The organism is Bacillus sp. FSL R5-0431 (assembly GCF_038002985.1).
Taxonomy (GTDB): domain Bacteria; phylum Bacillota; class Bacilli; order Bacillales; family Bacillaceae; genus Bacillus.
The window spans coordinates 2,560,064-2,577,536 of record NZ_JBBOOG010000001.1 but is presented as its reverse complement, the minus strand read 5'-3'; the positions used below and the strand labels follow the sequence as shown (position 1 = coordinate 2,577,536).

Below are 17,473 nucleotides of genomic sequence, written 5' to 3'. Positions count from 1 at the left end.
AAGAAGCTCTTTTCCAATAAGGAAAAGAGCTTCTTTCTGTTAAAAGCAGCATGCTATAATGTTGTCCAATACGAAGCAAAAGGGAGCGGTGAGAAAATGAGCGTTGCAGAGCATAAACGTGAGGCGAAAGAGAGGCTTTATGTAAAAGTTATTACGGTCAGTGATACAAGAACGAAAGAAACAGATAAAAGCGGCCGCCTGATGATTGATTTGCTTAAAGAACAGGGACATCTCATTCTTGCATACGATATTGTAAAAGATGACATTGGAGCGATCCAAGACGCTGTGCTAGAGGGAACAAGCGAACCGAAAATAGATGCCGTTTTATTAAACGGGGGGACAGGGATTGCCGCAAGGGATGTCACCATTGAAGCGATCACCCCACTTTTCTCCAAGGAGCTGCCTGGCTTTGGCGAAATCTTCCGCATGCTGAGCTATACAGAAGACATCGGTTCAGCCGCTATCTTGTCCCGGGCAACGGCAGGTGTCGTCAACCAGAAAGCCGTCTTTGCCACACCAGGCTCTACTGGAGCTGTTCGTTTAGCCATGACAAAACTCATGATTCCAGAGCTTCCTCACGTCTTACGAGAGCTTGAAAAGGATCAAAAATAGCCCAAAATGACTCGGCCAAGAAAATTTGGCGGAGTTTTTTTCATAAAGGGGTTGAAAAAACAATTTTTCCTTGTTACAGTGTATACATACTAAATGCATGTTTATAAATTAAAACTTATTTTTATGCAAAAAAATATTCACAGAATCAAAACAAGCGAGAGGAGCTTTTCAATCATGTCACAAAATAAAAAAGTCGTATTAGCATATTCCGGAGGTCTTGATACCTCTGTTGCAGTTAAATGGTTACAAGAGCAAGGATACGAAGTCGTTGCTTGCTGCCTGGATGTAGGTGAAGGAAAAGACTTAGCATTCGTTCAACAAAAAGCACTTCAAGTCGGAGCGGTTCAGTCTTACATGATTGACGCAAAAGAAGAGTTTGCTGAAGAATTTGCACTGACTGCATTACAAGCACACTCCATGTATGAGGGAAAATATCCGCTTGTATCTGCACTATCTCGTCCACTTATTGCAAAAAAATTGGTGGAAGTCGCAGAGAAAGAAAATGCAGTAGCGGTTGCTCACGGATGTACTGGAAAAGGAAACGACCAAGTCCGTTTTGAAGTATCCATTAAAGCACTGAATCCAGACCTAGAAGTTCTTGCACCAGTGCGTGAATGGAAATGGTCCCGTGATGAAGAAATCGATTATGCTCAAAAGCACGGTATTCCAATTCCGATTAACTTAGACAGCCCATATTCAATCGACCAAAACCTTTGGGGCAGAAGTAACGAGTGCGGCATTTTAGAAGATCCTTGGGCTGCACCGCCAGAAGGAGCATATGATCTAACGACTCCACTTGAAAAAACACCTGACACACCTAAGACCATCGAAATCACGTTTGAAAAAGGAAAACCAACAGCCATTGATGGTATTCAGTATTCATTATCTGATCTCATCCTTCATTTAAATGAAATCGCTGGTCAGCATGGGGTTGGCAGAATCGATCACGTTGAAAACCGTCTTGTTGGCATCAAATCTCGTGAAGTATACGAGTGCCCAGGTGCTGTCACACTTCTAAAAGCGCATAAAGAGCTTGAAGATTTAACACTAGTGAAAGAAGTCGCACACTTTAAGCCAATCATTGAACAAAAAATGGCTGAATTAATATACAACGGATTATGGTTCTCACCGCTTAAAGAAGCATTAGATGCTTTCTTACAAGAAACACAACAGAACGTAACAGGTGTTGTACGTGTGAAACTATTTAAAGGCCATGCCATTGTAGAAGGACGTAAATCACCATATTCACTTTATGATGAAAATCTAGCAACATACACAAAAGCAGATGAATTCGATCATGATGCTGCGGTAGGATTTATTAATCTTTGGGGCTTACCGACAAAAGTAAACAGCATCGTGAATAAAAAGGAGCAGGTTAAAGCATGAAAAAGCTTTGGGGAGGCCGATTTCAAAAAACACCAGAAAAATGGGTCGATGAGTTTGGCGCGTCCATTCATTTCGACAAACAATTAGTCAAAGAAGATCTGACCGGCTCCCTTGCTCATGCAAGTATGCTGAATACATGCGGTATCCTAGACGATGAGGAGGCCGCTGCCATCAAAGATGGACTGAATACGCTCATGAAAAAGGCAGAGGCAGATGAATTGGAATTCTCAGTAGATTATGAGGACATCCATTTAAACCTTGAAAAAATGCTCATTGATGAGATTGGTCCGCTTGGCGGCAAATTGCACACAGCGAGAAGCCGGAATGATCAGGTCGCAACCGATATGCATTTATATTTGAATAATCAAGTAGAGCATATCATTGAACTGATCTCTTCTTTTCAAACAGTGCTTGTGGAAAAAGCAGAACAGCACGTTGAAACGATTTTTCCAGGATATACGCACTTGCAGCGTGCACAGCCTATTTCCTTTGCTCATCATATGCTCGCCTATTTCTGGATGCTTGAGCGTGACAAAGCGCGTTTTCAAGATTCGTTGAAGCGAATTAACGTGTCTCCACTTGGATGCGGAGCGTTAGCAGGAACGACATTTCCAATTGATCGTGAATATACAGCAGAGCTGCTTGGCTTTGATCATATTTACGAAAACAGCCTTGATGGCGTAAGTGATCGGGATTTCATTTTAGAGTTTTTGTCTAATAGCAGCCTTGTGATGATGCATCTCTCACGTCTTTGTGAGGAAATCATTTTATGGTGCTCTCAAGAATTCAAATTCATTGAACTTGATGACACATATGCAACAGGCAGCAGCATGATGCCGCAAAAGAAAAACCCGGATATGGCAGAATTGATCCGCGGAAAAACGGGCCGTGTATATGGCAACCTAATGGGGCTTCTCACCATTATGAAAGGTTTGCCGCTTACGTATAACAAAGACCTGCAAGAAGACAAGGAAGGCATGTTTGATACAGTAAAAACCCTTGCTGGCAGCCTGCAAATCTTCACAGGCATGATTCAAACCATGACGGTGAACGAGGATGTCATGAAAAAGGCAACAAAAGAAGATTTCTCAAATGCGACCGAAGTGGCAGACTACCTAGCGAAAAAAGGCATGCCATTCCGTGAAGCACACGAAATCGTTGGCAAGCTTGTGTATACGTGCATTCAAAAAGGCATCTACTTAAGTGATCTTCCGTTTGAAACATTCACAGAAGCGAGCGATCTTTTTGAAGAAGACATTTACACCGTTCTTGATCCGTATGTTGCTGTTGAAAAAAGAACAAGTGCAGGTGGAACTGGATTTAAACAAATTCAGCTCGCTTTAGAAAAAGCAAAAGCCTGCCTAGCGTAACACGTCAAAAAACCATTCGTATGATGCGGGTGGTTTTTTTTTGCTGTCAGAAAGGAGAATCCTCTTCCTTAGAGAACAAGATAGCAGAAAGGGTTCATAAGTGCGCCAGATGCTGGTTTATAGTAAAGTAAAGATAAGAAACATGCGAACTTGCAACCTTTGCTTTAGGAGGAGATTGTGTGCGACACGCATTAATAACAGCGGGTTCTAAAGGACTTGGCAGGAAAGTCACCGAGTCTTTACTGAATATGGGGTATTCTGTGACAGTGAATTATCGAAGTGATGATGAAGCTGTCCGGCAGATGAAAGAAGAATTGCAGGAATACGAAGAAAAGCTTCAATTTGTCCAAGGTGATGTGACAAACAAAGAAGATTTAAGAAACATGGTAGAGCTGGCAGCAGAGCGATTTGGGCGGATCGATGCCTTGATTAACAATGCCGGGCCTTATATTTTTGAACGAAAAAAACTAGCGGATTATTCCGAAGATGAATGGTATCAAATGATGGAAGGCAACCTATCTGCTGTGTTCCATTTGTTTCGAATGGTCATCCCGATGATGAGAAAGCAAGGCTTTGGCCGCATCATCACATATGGCTTCCAAGGTGCAGACCATGCGCCAGGATGGATGCACAGATCAGCCTTCGGAGCAGCAAAAGTGGGGCTGGCATCATTGACGAAAACCATTGCGATTGAAGAAGCCGAAAACGGCATCACAGCCAATATGGTTTGCCCAGGCAAAATCGTTGGAGACATGAAAGAATCCACAATAGAAGAAGCACGCCAGTTCAAAGACGATGAAACGCCTATTGGCAGGTCTGGTACTGGAGAGGATATAGGACGTATCATCTCATTTCTATGCGATGACCGTTCAGACCTCATTACAGGGACAGTTATTGAAGCAACAGGTGGTCTTAACGTGATTCACAGGCACTAAGTTTTTCAGCTTTTTATACAGGGAATAGATGAAATGAGATCAAATTCGAAAGGTGGATATACTCACATGAAAGCTACATATCACGGACATTCAGTCGTACACATTGAAACAAAAGGATACCATATTTGGATTGATCCATTTTTAAATGGAAATAAACACACAGATATCAAGCCGCAAGATGTCAAAGCGGATGTCATTTTACTGACACATGGGCATGGAGATCACCTCGGTGATACCATTGAAATCGCTAAAAACAATGACGCGCTCGTTGTCGCGCCAAACGAACTTGCCGTTTATTTAAGCTGGCAAGGGGTGAAAACGCACCCGCTTCATATCGGCGGCGGACGTGAGTTTGAATTTGGTAAAGTCAAGCTCACGCAAGCGTTCCATGGTTCAGCTGTCATTGATGAAGATGCAAAAACGATTACGTATACAGGCATGCCATCAGGTATTTTATTTACTGCAGAGGGCAAAACGATTTATCATGCTGGAGACACTGCGCTCTTTTCAGATATGAAGCTGATCGGTGAGCTGAATCATATTGAGCTTGCATTCCTTCCGATCGGTGATAACTTCACGATGGGACCGGACGATGCAAGAATCGCTGCCGAATGGCTTCGGGCGAAGCAAGTCGTGCCGATTCACTACAGCACATTCCCGCCGATTGAGCAGGACCCGCATGCATTTGCAGACAGCCTGCATGGCGGCGTTGGTCATGTGTTAAACAGCGGAGAATCGATTGAGATTTAATCATCCTAGCAAAAAGCCGGCATTCCAATGCCGGCTTTTTTTGTTTACGTGTATCGTGCTGAAAAAAAGACAAATTGCTATTAAAAGCCTCCTGCCCTTATAATGAAGCTTAGATGAAAACGCTGAAAACAAAAAGGGTGAACGGGATTGGCGACAAAGCATGAACAAATTTTATCGTATATTGATTCATTAGATGTCGGAGAGAAAATCTCTGTCCGGCGTATTGCGAAAGAAATGAAAGTGAGTGAAGGGACCGCTTACCGGGCCATCAAGGATGCTGAAAATAAAGGATTCGTCAGTACGATTGAACGAGTTGGTACCATTCGGATTGAACAGAAGAAAAAAGAAAATATTGAAAAGCTGACATATGCAGAAGTGGTCAATGTTATTGATGGACAGGTGCTTGGAGGACGAACGGGCTTACATAAAACATTAAACAAATTTGTCATCGGTGCGATGGAGCTTGATGCGATGATGCGCTACACGGCAGCTGGAAACCTGCTGATTGTCGGAAACCGGATCAATGCACACAGACAAGCATTAGAGGCAGGAGCAGCTGTGCTGGTCACGGGCGGCTTCTCAACAGATGATGAAATCATTCAGCTCGCAGATGAGCTTGAGCTGCCGATCTTATCGACAAGCTACGATACATTTACCGTAGCAGCTCTCATAAACCGAGCCATTTATGACCAACTAATAAAAAAAGAGATTGTGCTTGTGGAAGATATTTTAACGCCGATCGAACGGACGGTGTATTTATCACCAGAGGATAAGCTTGAAAAATGGTATGAAAAGAATTATGAAACTGGCCATGGCCGTTTTCCGGTCGCAGACGACCAAATGAAAATTCACGGAATTCTCACCTCAAAGGATATCGCGGGGCATGACCGCTCTACACCGATTGAAAAGGTGATGACGAAAAATCCACTGACAGTCATTGGAAAAACCTCTGTCGCCTCTGCTGCTCAAATGATGGTATGGGAAGGCATTGAGGTGCTGCCAGTCGTAGATGATTATGCGAAACTAATTGGGATGATCAGTCGTCAGGATGTGCTGAAGGCGCTTCAAATGATTCAAAAGCAGCCGCAGGTCGGCGAAAAACTGGATGATGTTGTCTCAAGAGGGTTTAAAGATACCGATACAGATAAGCCAAAGGCAGATGCGGTGTATCAATATGAGGTCACACCCCAAATGACAAACCAGCTCGGAAACATTTCATATGGAGTGTTCACGCAAATTTTAATTGAATCCGCCAACCGCTTCTTAAAGTCTCATAAAAAAGGGGAGCTGATTGTCGAAAGTCTCTCTGTCTACTTCTTAAAACCGGTTCAAATGGAATCCACGATACAGATCAAGCCGAATATTTTAGAAGTAGGCCGCAAGTTTGGAAAGCTGGAAGTGGAGGTATATCATCAATCGAATATCGTAGGAAAAGCGATGCTGATGGTGCAGCTGATGGAGAGAGGATAATCGTAAAAGGGCGATGACGAAAATGACAAAGGGCTAAAATAAACATCATTTTAGCCCTTCTCTCTTATTATGCGTGATCTTTTTCGCCTTCCTTTAAAAAGAGCGGAAGGTAATGCTTGTAGGCTTTATATCCAGCCCACGTACTGCCGATACCGACAGCAACAAAAATAAATCCAATGACAAATGCGAGTGACGAGCGGTTTAAAAATAATTGATTCACACCGAAGAGCAGGACAAAGCAGCCAAGTGCCATACTGGATTTAGCCGACCAGAATTTCTTTTCGACTGGGCGGTTCGTACGGACATTCTTTGCTTTGTAGTATAAATAAAACATGGCAGAACAAATAATAAACACAATCAAAACAAGCATGTGCCAAGCCTCCATTGTAAGTGGTTACAACCCTATTTTAAACGTAAATAGGCTTGCTTACTAGAATAAATTGTCTATTCCTCACTTTTCCGTCAGGATAGATTATGATTTAATAATAAAAAGAGTATCGGATAAGAAGGAGTTTTTATGAAAAAAGAACTGATTAGAACCATATCATTATATGACACCATCATCATTCATAGACATGTAAGACCAGATCCTGATGCGTATGGATCGCAGTGCGGCCTTACGGAAATCTTGCGTGCCACCTATCCAGAAAAAAATATTTATGCGACAGGAACCCCGGAGCCATCCCTTTCATTTTTGTATGAACTTGATGAGGTTCCGGATGACGTGTACAAAGATGCCCTTGTCATTGTCTGTGATACAGCCAATCAAGCAAGAATTGACGATCAGCGCTATTCAATGGGCGATAAGCTGATGAAAATTGACCATCATCCAAATGAAGATCCGTATGGTGATTTGCTTTGGGTGGATACAGAGGCAAGCTCTGTGAGCGAAATGATTTATGAATTGTATTTAGAGGGGAAAGAAGAAGGATATCAGCTGAATACAAAGGCGGCTGAACTCATTTATGCCGGCATTGTAGGAGACACAGGCCGCTTCCTTTTCCCAAACACGACGAAAAAGACGCTCAAATATGCTGGAGAGCTTATTGAATATCCATTTTCATCTTCAGACCTTTTCAATCAATTGTATGAGACGGACTTGAATGTCGTGAAATTAAATGGCTATATTTTTCAACATATTTCTTTGTCAGAGAATGGGGTCGCCTCTGTTTTCATTAAGCGCGATATTTTGGAATCGTTCCAAACAACAGCGCAGCAAGCCTCACAGCTTGTTGGGACACTTGGAAATATTGCAGGGATTAAGGCATGGGTCTTTTTTGTGGAAGAAAACGATCAGATTCGTGTTAGATTCCGCTCGAAAGGCGTCGTCATTAATACCATTGCGAAAAAATATCATGGCGGCGGCCACCCGCTTGCAGCTGGTGCGTCTATTTATGATTGGGCCGTGGCAGATGAGATTTTGCGTGATTTAGAAGAAGTATGTAAATCATCATCATGAGAGAGGGGGGCTTCAAGTCCCCTCTCTCTTTTTTTGTCATGGAGAAAAGGGTTACTTGCATACAGGGATAAACCAGCAGCCGATGTCAGTTGAATCTTCATAGGCTTGGAGATTTTGATGCTTTAATTCTTTTTTAATTAAATGAGCCATCATTTCTGTCTCAGCATAAGCACACATGCCGTCTTTGATCCGGCTTGCTTTGTCTCGTGCCATTTGACGATAGCTATAAACCTCCATTGTCCTCACCTCTTTCTGTTTTAGATCTCGTTCTACTTTTAGTGTATAAAAATAATGAGGGAAAAGCGATCATTGAGGGCAGAAATTCATAAAAATTCCACATGATCATTTATTCAGCAAATGAAATGCGCACTTCAAGTGAAAGCTTCGTATAAATCGTCAGCTCTGTCACTTTGGCGCGGTATGCCTTTTCCCGAATGGTATATTCTTTGTTTTCCACCGTCCGTTTTAATAATTCCTTTGTTTTATAGACACTTTCAATATCCTTTGTAATGACCTCTGAGATATCCTCTTTGACCTGATCTTCAAATTTCAGCGTATCTGGCTCTGGGATTTTATATTGCTCACGATTGACGAGATGGACATCTACGCTTTGGATCAGCAGCCGCTGTTTATTATCCTCATTTAACTTATGCAAATCTTCCCGATAGAGTGTGATTTGTTCTTTCAGACTGTCCATATGGTGCTGCTGGCTTCTAAGCTGTGTCACCTGCTTTTCCTGAAAGGTTCCGTATGTAAAGAGGAAAATGAGCCAGCTCACAATCGCGCCAAACATCATCCCTGCAAAAAAACGCTGCCAGCCTGGACGTTTGTACAGCTCCGGCACCCTCATGATGACACATGCTCCTGTGTGAGCCACGTAATAATGAGATAACCTGTTTGTGCACCGCCCATGGCAGAGACAATTAATAAAATCTGCTTGAAAATATCACGCGTGTTCCCTTCGAAAATGCCTCTTTCAAAGCTATAAACGGCATCAAAAGTTCCACCGATAGCTGCGACAAGCGCCCAAATCTTTAAACGGTTGGCAAGACTCGTAATAATGGATAAAGGCGGCTGACCAGATAAATAAGCACCAACACCACCTATGATGGCACCGCCCAAAATGACCCCAAGAGCAATAAAATAACAGCTAATAAAATTCGGAATAAAAGCTTCCTTCACATCCATTGTGTCCACCTCACTCTATTCAATATATGGTGTGTGCGGGACAAGTATGAACGGACAGAAAAGAAAGAACATTTGTTTCTCACCGCATCGCGTTTTATAATGAAAGAATGACTTTAGACGAAAGGAGTGGATTAAGCATGTCTTATGTTCATCTTCAGGTCCACAGTGGATACAGCTTATTAAGCAGTGCGGCAAAAGTAAAGGAGCTGGTGCTGAAAGCGAAAGAACTTGGCTGCAAGGCGCTCGCTCTTACCGATGACCATGTGATGTATGGAACGGTTGAATTTTATAAGGAATGTAAAAAACATGGCATCAAGCCGGTCATCGGTTTAACAGCTTCTGTCTTCATAGATGAACAAGAGACAGAGGCTTATCCCTTGGTACTCCTTGCCAAAAACAATGAAGGCTATCAAAACTTGATCAAAATCAGCAGTGTGCTGAAATCAAAATCAAAAGCTGGACTGAAAGAAAAATGGCTGAAAAGCTATCACCGCGGGCTCATTGCCATTACGCCAGGCGCTTCTGGCTACATTGAAACGCTGCTTCAGCATGATCAGATAGAAGAAGCGCATGATGCGGCGAAACAATTGAAAGATATTTTCGGTGAGGGACATGTGTACATCGCACTTCAGCCATTTCAGCAAGACGAATCGCTTGCCGGTAAACTCAGGGACGTCTCAAAAAGTGCGGAGATTCCTCTTGTTGCGACGGGAGATGTCCACTATATCAATCGAGAAGACAAAACCGCCTATACGTGTTTAAAAGCCATTAAAGCAGGGCAGCAGCTGTCAGAGATTGAGGAAGACCGAGGAGAAAAGCATTTCAGAACCCTTGAAGAAATGAAGGAATGGTATGCGCAAGATGAGGAGCTGCTGACAAGAACGGTGGAGATCGCAGACCGCTGTGAAGTCGATTTAAATCTTGGGCAGACAAAACTCCCTTCCTATCCGACTCCTGATCAATCAACAGCAGATCAGTTTTTACGCAGAGTGTGCGCAGAAGGGATGAAGCAAAGAAAGATTGCTTCAAATGATACGTATGTGAAAAGACTTGAGTACGAACTGAGCATTATCCAAAAAATGAATTTCAGTGATTATTTTCTCATCGTGTGGGATTTTATGAAGTATGCCCATGATCAAGGCATTGTCACAGGGCCAGGACGTGGATCGGCAGCAGGGTCACTTGTTGCGTATGTATTGTTTATTACAGATGTTGATCCGCTCCGTCACGGTCTGTTGTTTGAGCGTTTCTTAAATCCTGAGCGAATCAGTATGCCAGATATTGATATTGATTTCCCCGATACGAGAAGAGATGAAATCATTTCTTATGTAAAAGACAAATACGGAGACATGCATGTGGCACAAATTGTCACGTTTGGAACACTTGCAGCAAAGGCGGCCTTAAGAGATGTTGGACGTGTGATGGGGATTGATTCAAAGGCTGCGGACCGTCTTGCAAAGCTGATTCCGTCAAAGCCAGGAACGACGCTGAAAGAAGCGGTGACTGCATCCCCTGAATTAAAAACGATGCTCCAGCAATCCGAGGAGCTTCGAAAGGTCTTTCAAACCGCTTTAAAGGTTGAAGGCTTGCCAAGACATACCTCGACACATGCAGCCGGCGTTGTGCTGAGCGAGGAGCCGCTGACAGAGGTCGTTCCAATTCAAGACGGCCATGATGGTGTGTATTTAACGCAGTATGCGATGAATTATTTAGAAGATCTCGGACTTTTAAAGATGGATTTCTTAGGACTAAGAAACTTAACCTTAATTGAATCCATTAAAAACCAGATTGAAAGACAGGAAAACGTCCACATTAACTTTAGTGACATTTCATATGAAGATCAGAAAACATTTGAATTGTTATCAGCGGGAGATACAACTGGGATTTTCCAGCTTGAATCACAAGGAATGCGTCAGGTGCTGAGACGCCTGAAGCCCTCTAGTTTAGAAGACATCGTGGCGGTCAATGCCCTCTACCGTCCAGGTCCAATGGAGAATATCCCGCTCTTTATCGACCGAAAGCACGGCAGAGTCAAGGTCTCTTATCCGCATCCTGATTTGTATGACATTTTAAAGGACACATATGGGGTCATCGTCTATCAGGAGCAAATCATGCTGATTGCGGCGAAGATGGCAGGCTTTCAGCTGGGTGAGGCAGATCTATTAAGAAGAGCAGTTTCGAAGAAGGATAAAAAGGTCCTTGATGAAGAGCGAAGCCATTTTGTTGAAGGATGCCTAAAAAAGGAGTATCCTGTTAACATTGCAAATGACGTTTATGACTTAATCGTCAAATTTGCAAACTATGGTTTTAATAGAAGCCATGCTGTTGCATATAGCATGATTGGCTTTCAGCTTGCTTACTTAAAAGCGCATTATCCGTTATATTTTATGTGCGGACTTTTAACGAGTGTGATTGGAAATGAAGACAAAGTCGCTCAATATTTCTATGAGGCAAAGGAAAAAGGGATATCTGTGTTGAAGCCTTCTATTAATAAGAGTGAATTTCCATTTACGGTTGAAAAAGGGGAGATCCGCTACAGCTTAAGAGCGATCAAAAATGTCGGAGTGTCAGCTGTAAAGGATATATACAGGGCAAGACAGGAAAAGCCGTTTGAAGATTTATTTGATTTTTGCGCAAGAGTATCAGCAAAGAGTGTCAACCGAAAAACGATTGAAGCGCTCATTTTTTCAGGGGCGATGGATGAGCTTTATCCAAATCGTGCTTCGTTATTGGCATCAATAGATATTGCATTAGACCACGTGTCATTTTTAAATCCAGATGATCAACTGGACTTTCTGGGGGATACAACCTTCTCCATTAAGCCAAAATATGCGGAGATAGAAGAACTGCCGCTTGTCGATCTCCTGCAATTTGAAAAAGAGGCACTTGGGTTATATTTATCAAATCATCCTGTACAAACGTACCGAGATCGCTTAAGAGAGAATGGTGCAGTGGAAATCATCAGACTTTCTTCCTATATAAAGCGAAAGATCTCAATGGGTGGTCTTTTGACAAAAGTGAAATCGATTCGGACAAAAAATGGACAATCGATGGCATTTGTCACATTTGGGGATGAAACGGGAGAAATGGAAGGCGTCGTCTTTCCAGAGCAATTTAGAAAGCTGTCCCCCTTACTTGAGGAGGGCGCCATGCTTTATGTTGAAGGCAGAATAGATGTCAGAAATGACAGCAGCCAAATCATCGTGCAAGAAGCCGTTCTGCTTGAAGAGATGGGCACACAAAGAAAAGAGTCTGTCTACATTCGGGTGAAAGAAGAAAGCCATACGCAGGAACTGCTAGAGCAAGTAAAGCGGGTGATCTCGATGCACAGCGGAGAAGCAGATGTCTATTTGTATTATGAGAAGCAAAAAAAGACAGTGAGACTTCCAGATGCATACAAGGTTCATGCAGATCATGCTGTGATTTTCCAGTTAAAAGAGCTGCTTGGTGAACAAAACGTTGTGATTAAATGATGACAAATCACCTGAATATGTTTTACAAATTCACCTATTGTGTTATCATTTTAAAGATTCTGTGTATTTAAAACTGCCAGTATGTGCTTATCAACTTAGCAATTCATTAAATCATTTTCCACTTGAAGGAGTGTTCATCACATGTCATTAAGAGAAGAAGCATTACATATGCACAAAGAGAATCAAGGCAAACTCGAATCAAAATCAAAAGTACAAGTGAAAAATGCAAAAGACTTGAGCTTGGCTTACTCACCTGGTGTTGCAGAACCATGTAAAGATATTTATGACGACACAAGCAAAGTGTATGATTATACAATGAAAGGCAATATGGTCGCTGTTGTCACAGACGGAAGCGCTGTTTTAGGGCTTGGTAATATTGGGGCAGAAGCATCTCTACCAGTAATGGAAGGAAAAGCTGTATTATTCAAAAGCTTCGCGGGCGTTGATGCCTTCCCAATCGCGCTTGCGACAAACGATGTAGACAAAATCGTTGAAACAGTAAAGCTTCTTGAGCCAACGTTTGGCGGTGTCAACCTTGAAGATATTGCAGCTCCAAACTGCTTCATTATCGAAGAGCGCTTGAAAAAAGAGACAAACATTCCAGTGTTCCACGATGATCAGCACGGAACAGCGATTGTCACAGTAGCAGGACTTGTAAATGCCCTGAAACTGTCTGGAAAATCAATGTCCTCCATCAAAGTGGTGGCAAACGGCGCTGGAGCAGCGGGAATTGCGATTATCAAGCTTCTATATCATTTCGGTGTACGTGATATCATCATGTGCGATACAAAAGGCGCAATTTACGAAGGCCGCCCGAACGGTATGAATACAGTGAAAAATGAAGTCGCTAAATTCACGAACCAAGACCGTAAAGAAGGTTCATTAGAAGAAGTCATTGAAGGCGCAGACGTCTTCATCGGGGTTTCAGTAGCAGGCGCTCTAACAAAAGAAATGGTTGGAAAAATGGCAAAAGATCCTGTCATCTTCGCTATGGCGAATCCAAATCCAGAAATCATGCCAGAAGATGCACATGCAGCAGGTGCAAGTGTTGTAGGAACTGGCCGTTCTGACTTCCCGAACCAAGTGAACAACGTACTGGCATTCCCAGGAATTTTCCGCGGAGCATTAGATGTACGTGCAACTCACATTAACGAAGAAATGAAAATTGCAGCCGTTGAAGCGATTGCTTCTCTTGTTTCAGATGAGAAATTGTCAGCTGAATACGTCATCCCTGAACCATTTGATGCACGTGTAGCACCAGCGGTAGCAAAAGCGGTAGCAAAAGCAGCAATGGAAACTGGCGTTGCAAGAATCAAAGTCGATCCAGAAGCAGTCGCTGAAAAAACAAGAAAATTAACGATTATCGGCGAATAATCAATTGGAAAAGTGTGCACGTTCTTTCTGAAATTGGAGGAAAGACGTGCACCATTTCCTCTCTTACGCGAAAATTTTTTCATCCGGAATGATATTTTTTTGTAGACGTTCACAATTCACATATATCAACTGCTCAGCGCCCCAAACACATACTCATTTCTCATCAATTCCCCATTGAAAAAATTGAATGAAGGATGACAGCGTTTGACAAAAAAAGTACAATAGTTTCGGTACAGTTATGACATGTCCTATAATAGTGGATGTGCGTGTAAAGAAAAAACCCTTCAAAAAGGGAGGTAGTCATTTGTCAATCAAAAATATTTTCAGTAAAAAGAAAAAATATGCATCTGTACCCTCTGAACAGGCAAGCCAAGATGTGCCTGAAGGCATCATGACCAAATGTCCGCAATGTAAAAAAATAATGCTCACCAAAGAATTAGATAAAAATTTACGTGTTTGCATGAATTGCGGCAGACATTTGCAAATGAATGCAAAGCAGCGTATTGATAGCCTTGTAGACGAAGGCACATTTGAAGAATTTAACGGGCATCTGATCTCAGAAAACCCGCTCGGATTCCCAGGCTACGAAGAAAAGCTTGAGAAAGACAGAGAAAAAACGTCTTTGAATGAAGCCATTGTCACAGGTCAAGGTGAAATTGAAGGCCAGCGTGCTGTGATCGCTGTCATGGATGCCACGTTCCGTATGGGCAGCATGGGCTCGGTTGTTGGTGAGAAGATCACACTGGCGATTGAGAAAGCAAAAGCGGACAAGGTGCCATTTATCATCTTTACTGCATCGGGCGGAGCGAGAATGCAAGAGGGGATCCTCAGTCTCATGCAGATGGCAAAAACAAGCTCAGCATTAAAACTGTTCAGCGAGGACCAAGGTTTGATTATCTCTGTGATGACGAACCCAACAACTGGCGGTGTATCAGCTAGTTTCGCGTCTCTTGGTGATTACAACTTTGCAGAACCTGGTGCTTTAATTGGGTTTGCAGGCCGTAGAATCATTGAACAAACAATCCGTGAAGACCTGCCAGAGGACTTCCAAACGGCTGAATTTTTAATGAAGCATGGACAGCTGGATGCTGTCATTCATCGTGCAGAGATGAAAGAAACACTAGGCCGAATCTTAGCATTACACAGCACAGGAGGTGAACGAGAGTGGCTGGAGAACTAGAATTTGAAAAACCTGTCATTGAACTTCGAGCGAAAATTGATGAACTGAAAAAGTTCACACAAAACTCAGAAATGGATTTAAGTGCAGAAATTGAGCGCCTTGAAACACGTCTGAGCAAGCTTGAAGCAGACATTTATACAAATTTAAAGCCGTGGGACAGAGTACAGATTGCTCGTCATGCGATGCGTCCAACAACTCTCGATTACATTCAAGAGCTGTTTGACAACTTTTTCGAATGTCATGGTGACCGTTTCTATGGTGATGATGAAGCTATTGTTGGAGGAATCGCCACGTTTAAAGGGCTTCCTGTCACAGTCATTGGCCATCAGCGCGGAAAAGACACAAAAGAAAACTTGCGCCGTAATTTCGGAATGCCTCATCCAGAAGGCTACCGTAAAGCGCTGCGCTTGATGAAACAAGCAGATAAATTTAATCGCCCGATCATTTGCTTTATTGATACAAAAGGAGCTTATCCTGGGAAAGCAGCTGAAGAACGCGGACAAAGTGAAGCAATTGCGAAAAACCTATTCGAAATGGCAGGACTTCGTGTACCGGTTGTCTGTATTGTCATCGGAGAAGGCGGAAGTGGCGGCGCACTAGGCTTAGGCGTAGGAAACCACCTATACATGCTAGAGAATTCAACGTATTCAGTGATTTCACCTGAAGGTGCAGCAGCACTGCTCTGGAAGGACTCATCACTTGCGAAAAAAGCTGCAGAGACAATGAAAATTACCGCTCCAGACCTAAAAGAATTAGATATTATAGATGATGTTATTAAAGAAGTGCAAGGTGGAGCACACCGAGACGTGAAACAACAAGCAGCCTACATTGAAAAAACATTAAAACAGTCACTTACATCTTTGCTCAAACTAACACCTGAAGAACTAGTCGAACAAAGATATCAAAAATACAAAGCAATCGGGAAAGTATCGGTTGAAAATCAATATATTGGGGTAAACTAAATAAACGTACAGCCTTTTTGGCTGGCGTTTATTTTTTTCATCCTTTTTCATGAAAACCGCCCTCATGTAAGCGCTATTTGAAAATAATTTTCTTTTGTTTTCATAAAATTTGAAACGTCTGAAAACCTTGATATGATAAGCTTTAGAAGGATCGATCTTCCTCGTTTTTGAAAGAATTGCTTTCATGACTTTCTTAACTTTTGTTTAAAAACGGTTTATTTAATTGTATAATAAGTACGGTTTTAGAAATACGTATTGAAAACATCCGGTTTTGCTCATGATTGTTTTCAAGCAGTGGAAATGGTATGTTTAATTCATATATGGTCTCTGAGGTGAAAAAGATGAAGCGTATAGGAGTTTTAACGAGCGGTGGGGATTCCCCAGGAATGAATGCAGCTGTGCGCGCAGTTGTAAGGAAAGCGATTTACCATAATGTTGAAGTTTACGGTATTTATAATGGATATTCAGGTCTAATTAACGGTAAAATTGAGAAACTTGAAATAGGTTCAGTTGGCGATATCATTCATCGTGGAGGAACAAAACTTTACACGGCAAGATGCCCTGAATTCAAGACAATTGAAGGTCGTGAAAAAGGCATTGAGAACTTAAAAAAATTCGGTATTGAAGGACTTGTTGTGATCGGCGGAGACGGTTCATTCATGGGAGCGAAGAAATTAACTGAGCTCGGTTTTCCATGTGTAGGTGTCCCGGGTACAATCGACAACGATATCCCAGGTACTGATTTCACTATTGGCTTTGATACAGCACTGAATACAGTCATTGACGCCATTGATAAAATTCGTGATACAGCCACATCTCATGAACGTACATACGTAGTGGAAGTAATGGGAAGACATGCTGGTGATATTGCTCTTTGGTCAGGTCTTGCAGGCGGAGCCGAATCTATTTTGATTCCTGAAGCAGACTATGACATGGATGAAATTATTGCGAGGTTAAGAAGAGGGCACGAGCGCGGCAAGAAGCACAGTATCATTATCGTCGCAGAAGGCGTAGGCAGCGGTGTTGAATTTGGTAAGCGGATTGAAGAGGAGACAAGCCTTGAAACCCGTGTATCTGTCTTAGGACATATTCAGCGCGGAGGTTCTCCAAGCGCATTTGACCGAGTACTGGCAAGCCGTTTAGGAGCATACGCAGTAGAACTTCTTCTTGAAGGAAAAGGCGGACGCTGTGTGGGCATTCAAAGCAACGAACTCGTTCACCACGATATTTTAGATATCTTAGATAAAAAACATACAGTCGATCAAAATATGTACCGACTTTCACAAGAGCTCTCTATATAAAACGAGAAGACCT

General features: G+C 42.5%; 16 protein-coding genes. 12 read left to right on the top strand and 4 right to left on the bottom strand.

The window, feature by feature from the left end:
* Positions 1-96: 96 nt before the first annotated feature.
* The 6 genes from MKZ03_RS13210 (at position 97) to MKZ03_RS13185 (ending at position 6,523) form a co-directional block, all read left to right on the top strand.
* Entirely contained in the window at positions 97-612 is a 516-nt protein-coding gene (locus MKZ03_RS13210; RefSeq protein WP_334750098.1) for a MogA/MoaB family molybdenum cofactor biosynthesis protein, read from the top strand.
* A 174-nt stretch (positions 613-786) separates the two neighbouring features.
* Entirely contained in the window at positions 787-1,998 is a 1,212-nt protein-coding gene (locus MKZ03_RS13205; protein ID WP_341032109.1) for an argininosuccinate synthase, read from the top strand.
* On the top strand, positions 1,995-3,368 hold the full coding sequence (gene argH / locus MKZ03_RS13200; protein WP_106031185.1) for an argininosuccinate lyase: 1,374 nt from the start codon (positions 1,995-1,997) through the stop codon (positions 3,366-3,368). The genes MKZ03_RS13205 and argH overlap by 4 nt, the downstream gene beginning before the upstream one ends.
* Positions 3,369-3,547: 179 nt before the next feature.
* Positions 3,548-4,303, top strand: a complete 756-nt coding sequence (locus MKZ03_RS13195; protein WP_106031186.1) for an SDR family oxidoreductase — start codon at positions 3,548-3,550, stop codon at positions 4,301-4,303.
* 66 nt (positions 4,304-4,369) lie between these two features.
* Positions 4,370-5,053, top strand: coding sequence for a metal-dependent hydrolase (locus MKZ03_RS13190; protein WP_106031187.1), 684 nt, complete (start codon positions 4,370-4,372; stop codon positions 5,051-5,053).
* Between the two features lie 147 nt (positions 5,054-5,200).
* Positions 5,201-6,523, top strand: a complete 1,323-nt coding sequence (locus MKZ03_RS13185) for a CBS domain-containing protein (protein WP_106031188.1) — start codon at positions 5,201-5,203, stop codon at positions 6,521-6,523.
* 67 nt (positions 6,524-6,590) lie between these two features.
* Here MKZ03_RS13185 and MKZ03_RS13180 read toward each other — a convergent pair whose 3' ends face one another.
* A complete protein-coding gene (locus MKZ03_RS13180) occupies positions 6,591-6,893 on the bottom strand; it encodes a YtpI family protein (protein WP_003216665.1) in 303 nt (100 codons plus the stop codon).
* A 147-nt stretch (positions 6,894-7,040) separates the two neighbouring features.
* Between MKZ03_RS13180 and MKZ03_RS13175 the strand changes: the two genes are divergently transcribed.
* Positions 7,041-7,982, top strand: a complete 942-nt coding sequence (locus MKZ03_RS13175) for a DHH family phosphoesterase (RefSeq protein WP_034661858.1) — start codon at positions 7,041-7,043, stop codon at positions 7,980-7,982.
* A 51-nt stretch (positions 7,983-8,033) separates the two neighbouring features.
* On the opposite strand, the gene MKZ03_RS13170 is transcribed toward MKZ03_RS13175, so the two are convergent.
* The 3 genes from MKZ03_RS13170 to MKZ03_RS13160 all read right to left on the bottom strand — a co-directional run bounded on the left by MKZ03_RS13170 (position 8,034) and on the right by MKZ03_RS13160 (position 9,170).
* Positions 8,034-8,219 (bottom strand): hypothetical protein, encoded by a 186-nt coding sequence (locus MKZ03_RS13170; RefSeq protein ID WP_003216400.1) that lies wholly within the window; start codon positions 8,217-8,219, stop codon positions 8,034-8,036.
* A gap of 109 nt (positions 8,220-8,328) precedes the next feature.
* Positions 8,329-8,832: a sporulation membrane protein YtrI gene (gene ytrI / locus MKZ03_RS13165; protein WP_034661857.1), complete on the bottom strand. Its 504-nt coding sequence runs from the start codon at positions 8,830-8,832 to the stop codon at positions 8,329-8,331.
* Entirely contained in the window at positions 8,829-9,170 is a 342-nt protein-coding gene (locus MKZ03_RS13160; RefSeq protein ID WP_034661856.1) for a YtrH family sporulation protein, read from the bottom strand. Before MKZ03_RS13160 ends, ytrI begins: the two co-directional genes overlap by 4 nt.
* Positions 9,171-9,307: 137 nt before the next feature.
* Between MKZ03_RS13160 and dnaE the strand changes: the two genes are divergently transcribed.
* From dnaE to pfkA, 5 genes are all read left to right on the top strand, one after another.
* Positions 9,308-12,643, top strand: coding sequence for a DNA polymerase III subunit alpha (dnaE, locus tag MKZ03_RS13155; protein WP_307500052.1), 3,336 nt, complete (start codon positions 9,308-9,310; stop codon positions 12,641-12,643).
* A 141-nt stretch (positions 12,644-12,784) separates the two neighbouring features.
* Positions 12,785-14,017, top strand: coding sequence for an NAD(P)-dependent malic enzyme (locus tag MKZ03_RS13150; RefSeq protein WP_034661854.1), 1,233 nt, complete (start codon positions 12,785-12,787; stop codon positions 14,015-14,017).
* Between the two features lie 304 nt (positions 14,018-14,321).
* Complete coding sequence (accD, locus tag MKZ03_RS13145; protein WP_034661853.1) at positions 14,322-15,197, top strand: acetyl-CoA carboxylase, carboxyltransferase subunit beta; 876 nt, start codon at positions 14,322-14,324, stop codon at positions 15,195-15,197.
* Positions 15,182-16,159, top strand: a complete 978-nt coding sequence (accA, locus tag MKZ03_RS13140) for an acetyl-CoA carboxylase carboxyl transferase subunit alpha (protein ID WP_106031190.1) — start codon at positions 15,182-15,184, stop codon at positions 16,157-16,159. Before accD ends, accA begins: the two co-directional genes overlap by 16 nt.
* Before the next feature lie 341 nt (positions 16,160-16,500).
* Complete coding sequence (gene pfkA, locus MKZ03_RS13135) at positions 16,501-17,460, top strand: 6-phosphofructokinase (RefSeq protein WP_106031191.1); 960 nt, start codon at positions 16,501-16,503, stop codon at positions 17,458-17,460.
* Positions 17,461-17,473 lie beyond the last annotated feature (13 nt).

Coding starts and splice junctions, on each gene's coding strand:
- MKZ03_RS13175 (WP_034661858.1), top strand. CDS start 7,041: ATGAAAAAAGAACTGATTAGAACCATATCATTATATGACACCATCATC.
- MKZ03_RS13180 (WP_003216665.1), bottom strand. CDS start 6,893: ATGCTTGTTTTGATTGTGTTTATTATTTGTTCTGCCATGTTTTATTTA.
- argH (WP_106031185.1), top strand. CDS start 1,995: ATGAAAAAGCTTTGGGGAGGCCGATTTCAAAAAACACCAGAAAAATGG.
- pfkA (WP_106031191.1), top strand. CDS start 16,501: ATGAAGCGTATAGGAGTTTTAACGAGCGGTGGGGATTCCCCAGGAATG.
- MKZ03_RS13210 (WP_334750098.1), top strand. CDS start 97: ATGAGCGTTGCAGAGCATAAACGTGAGGCGAAAGAGAGGCTTTATGTA.
- MKZ03_RS13150 (WP_034661854.1), top strand. CDS start 12,785: ATGTCATTAAGAGAAGAAGCATTACATATGCACAAAGAGAATCAAGGC.
- MKZ03_RS13170 (WP_003216400.1), bottom strand. CDS start 8,219: ATGGAGGTTTATAGCTATCGTCAAATGGCACGAGACAAAGCAAGCCGG.
- dnaE (WP_307500052.1), top strand. CDS start 9,308: ATGTCTTATGTTCATCTTCAGGTCCACAGTGGATACAGCTTATTAAGC.
- MKZ03_RS13205 (WP_341032109.1), top strand. CDS start 787: ATGTCACAAAATAAAAAAGTCGTATTAGCATATTCCGGAGGTCTTGAT.
- MKZ03_RS13160 (WP_034661856.1), bottom strand. CDS start 9,170: ATGGATGTGAAGGAAGCTTTTATTCCGAATTTTATTAGCTGTTATTTT.
- MKZ03_RS13190 (WP_106031187.1), top strand. CDS start 4,370: ATGAAAGCTACATATCACGGACATTCAGTCGTACACATTGAAACAAAA.
- ytrI (WP_034661857.1), bottom strand. CDS start 8,832: ATGAGGGTGCCGGAGCTGTACAAACGTCCAGGCTGGCAGCGTTTTTTT.